The organism is Nocardia sp. NPDC004278 (assembly GCF_053602975.1).
Map to the genome: position 1 here is coordinate 1 of NZ_JBSGEQ010000096.1, position 4,286 is coordinate 4,286.

The 4,286-nt window shown below is 64.2% G+C and carries 2 protein-coding genes; both read left to right on the forward strand.

From position 1 onward, the window contains the following. Positions 1-2,966 (forward strand): type I polyketide synthase (locus tag ACWEO2_RS44170; RefSeq protein ID WP_452410854.1); only part of this gene is annotated, 2,966 nt, incomplete at its 5' end. A 13-nt stretch (positions 2,967-2,979) separates the two neighbouring features. Beyond that, positions 2,980-4,286, forward strand: a 1,307-nt coding sequence (locus ACWEO2_RS44175; protein WP_452410855.1) for a type I polyketide synthase, incomplete at its 3' end; no start/stop codon positions are given.

Here is a 4,286-nt window from a genome sequence, read left to right on the forward strand (position 1 = left end):
TGCGCTTCTCCGACAGCATCAATCTCCTACGCGCAACGGCGGGCACCCAGTTCGTGGAACTCGGGCCGGGAACCGCGTTGACAGCAATGATCGCGGGGTCGCCATCGCTCGACACGACGTCGGCGATACCCCTTTTGCGAGGCACACAGACAGAGCCGACGTCGGTGCTCTCGGCGGTGGGGCAGCTGTTCGTTCGCGGCACGACGGTCGACTGGGCAGGTGTGCTCGCGGGACGGGGTCGGCGAATCCAACTGCCCACCTACGCCTTCGAACGCCAACGTTATTGGCTCGCAGCCGCATCCACCGGCAGTTTCAACGGCCTCGGCATTCGGCCAGGCGACCACCCCATGCTCGCAGGCGCGCTGGACCTGGCAGTCGCGGACGACGACGTGCTGATCGGCAGACTGTCGTCACAGACGCATCCGTGGCTGTCCGATCATGTGGTGGGAGGTGCGCCGCTGTTTCCGGCAACCGGATTCGTGGAGTTGGCCATCCAGGCCGGTGAACACGTCGGGTGTCCGACGTTGCGGGAGCTCACCCTCCGTGCGCCCATGATCATTCCGGCTGCAGCACAGGTAGACCTGCAGGTCGTCGTCGGACGAATCGAGGCATCGGGACACCGCCCGATATCGGTGTATTCGCGGATCGATGCCCATGTCGACGCTGCGATGCCGTGGACACTGCATGCCCAAGGCGCTCTGGGCTCCGGCCAGGTCACACCAGTCGATCTTGTGGAGTGGCCGCCCTTCGGTGCGGTCGCGGTGGACGTGGCCGGTGTATACGACCGTCTGCTCGGGCGAGGCTTCGACTACGGACCAGACTTTCGGGGATTGCGCTCGGTATGGCAGCGCGGAGACGAGGTCTTCGTCGAAGCACAACTGCCGGAGTCCGTGGCTGACAAGGGGTTCGGTATCCATCCGGCCCTGTTCGATGCCGTTCTGCACGGTGTGCTCGCGGTCGGTGACGACGAACAGCCTGACGGTCTGCTGAGGCTGCCGTTCGCATGGAGCGGCGTCACGTTGCATTCGACCGGCGGTCGGGCCGTCCGTGGTCGAATTCGCCGTGTCGGTGACGACACTGTGGAAGTGGTGATCGCCAACGAGTTCGGGCGTCCCGTTCTGACTGCGCAATCCTTGATGTCACGGCCACTGTCTTCGGAGCAACTTGGGCTGAGCAGGCCTGAGGACACGGTGTTGTTCGAGATCGTCTGGAATCCAGTGGCTTTCGATCGATCGACCGATGCCGCCATCGTGGATTGGGATGCGATCGACGCCACGGGGGTTGTGTCCGAAGCGGTCGTGCTCCGATGTGCTCCAGTGCTCGGCGAGGTTGCCGCGGGTGTGTATGCCAGGACCGAGATGGTGCTCGCTGCGCTGCAGCACTGGCTGAGCGAGCCCGGCTTTGCCGAATCCCGGCTGATTGTTGTCACCCGCGGTGCTGTTGCCTTGCTGGGCGAACACGACACCGACCTGGCCGGTGCTGCGGTCTGGGGCCTGGTCCGTTCTGCGCAATCGGAACATCCGGGCCGAATCGTCCTCATAGACACCGATGAACCGACTGACCTGCGTGCACCGCTGTCCACGCGTGAGGAGCAGGTCGTTGTCCGGGCCGGACAGTGCTTCGCGCCGAGACTTGCCCCCATCCGGACTGCCGAACATGATGTCCCCACGCCACGTGTCGAAGGAACCATCCTGATCACTGGAGGCACGGGTGGACTGGGCTTGGTGTTCGCCCGACATCTGGCACTGGAGTACGGCGCGTGCAGTCTGCTGCTCGTCAGTCGAAGCGGGGCTATCGCCACAGGTCTGGAGGATCAGTACGCCACCTTGTGCGGGTTGGGCGTGGACGTGCGCTTGGCGGCCTGCGACGTAGCCGATCGCGCGGCGCTGCGGAAACTGCTGGACAGCATCCCCCACGACCGGCCGCTGTCCGGAGTGATACACGCCGCCGGTGTGCTCGACGACGCGGTCATTGCCTCGCTGACACCGCGGGCGATGAATTCGGTGCTGCGTCCGAAGGTCGAGGGCGCATGGAATCTGCACGAGCTCACCCACGGCATGGATCTCGCTATGTTCGTCCTGTTCTCTTCAGTAGCAGGGACATTCGGCGGGCCCGGACAGGGCAACTACGCGGCCGCGAATGTCTTCCTCGACGCCCTGGCCGCCCAGCGAACAGCCGAGGGACTGCCCGCAACGTCCATCGCATGGGGGCCGTGGGACAGCGAGATCGGCATGGCGCGCACCTTGACCGACGACGCCCGTGGGCGGTGGCAACGCCTCGGGATCCAGCAGATCCCGACGTCAGCGGCCCTCGCGGCGTTCGACGCCATTGTCGCGCGCCGTGCAATCGCCCTCGTGGCTGCACGCGTCATGGAGCACGCCGGCTCCGATACGCCGCAGATACCGATACTGTCGGCAAGCGGTCGGAATCGACGCCGGCGCAGCACGCCAGACATGACCGAGGCACAGTTCCACGAGCGCCTTCGAGATCTGTCCGAGGAAGACCGGCAGGCAGAGCTGATTGGCCTGGTCAGTGCGGAGGCGGCTGGTGTGCTCGGATACAGCGGGACCAGCGCGCTGGAACCACGCCGGGCCTTCCGCGAAATGGGCTTCGACTCGCTCGGGGCCCTCGAACTACGTAACCGGCTTGCAGCCGTGACCGGCATGAACTTCAGCGCGACGCTAATGTTCGATCACCCGACGCCTACGTCGATCGCCGAGCACATCGCATCCCGGTTGAACTATTCGGTCGGTCCGTCGGCAGACGCCGAATTGCAGCGCGTGATTCACAACATCCCCCTCGACCGACTCCGCGCGTCGGGACTGCTCGACGCGCTGCTCGATCTGGCGAGTGCGAAGCACGTGCCGGACGAGCGAGAGAACGCAATCGCTCGAATCAAAGACATGGACGAAGACGCGTTGATCAACGCGGTGCTCGAACGTGTGACAGCAGAAGATCAGCTCTGAAGGGCCGAAAGAGATGACGACCTCGAATACCCGGTTGGTGGACGCGCTGCGCGCCTCGTTGATCGAAATCGAAGACCTCAAGCAGAAGAACCGAAACCTTACGAAGGCACGCGATTCCGAGCCTGTGGTGATCGTCGGAATGGGGTGCCGTTATCCAGGCGGCGTCGCGTCCGCGGGTGAGCTGTGGCAGATGGCGGCCGGTGGCCGTGACGTGATCGACGAGTTTCCGGCAGACCGAGGCTGGGACGTGGAGAACCTCTATGACCCCGAGCCAGGCGCCTCCGGGAAGTCGTATGTTCGTGAAGGTGGATTCCTTTACGACGCAGCCGATTTCGATGCTTCGTTCTTCGGAATCAGTCCACGTGAAGCGTTGGCTATGGACCCGCAACAGCGGTTGCTGTTGGAGACTTCCTGGGAGGCGATCGAGAACGCTGGAATCGACCCCGAAACCCTCCGCGGCAGTCGAACCGGTGTGTTCTCGGGAGTGATGTACCACGACTACGGGATCCGCTTCGGCGCTCGGATCCCCGTCGAAGTAGAGGGATACGCCAGCAACGGGAGCCTGGGCAGTGTGGTGTCGGGCCGGGTCGCCTATGTACTGGGTTTGGAGGGTCCCGCGGTCAGTGTGGACACCGCATGCTCGTCCTCGCTCGTGTCGCTGCATCTGGCATGCCAGTCCTTGAGTTCGGGCGAATGCGATCTCGCATTGGCGGGTGGCGTGACCGTTATGTCCACACCGCAGACGTTCACCGAATTCTCACGGCAGGGTGGTCTGGCACGAGACGGCCGGTGTAAGTCGTTCGCGGATTCGGCCGATGGCACCGGTTGGTCGGAGGGCGTGGGAATACTTGTACTGGAGCGACTTTCGGACGCACAGCGCCTCGGTCATGAGGTGTTGGCGGTGGTGCGCGGTTCGGCGGTCAATCAGGATGGTGCGTCCAATGGTCTGACCGCGCCCAACGGCCCCGCACAGCAACGGGTGATTCGCACGGCGTTGGCCAGTGCAGACCTGACACCGAGCGACGTAGACGTGGTCGAAGGACACGGGACCGGGACGGTCCTCGGAGACCCCATCGAGGCTCAAGCGATTCTCGCCACTTACGGGCAGGACCGGCCAGCGGAACAACCGCTGTGGCTCGGCTCGATCAAGTCGAACATGGGTCATACGCAGGCCGCAGCCGGTGTCGCAGGTGTGATCAAGATGGTGCAGGCGATGCGGTTTGGGGTGATGCCGCCGACTCTGCATGTTGATTCGCCATCCTCGCATGTGGATTGGTCGTCGGGTGCGGTGCGACTGCTCACCGAGGGGCGGGCGTGGGA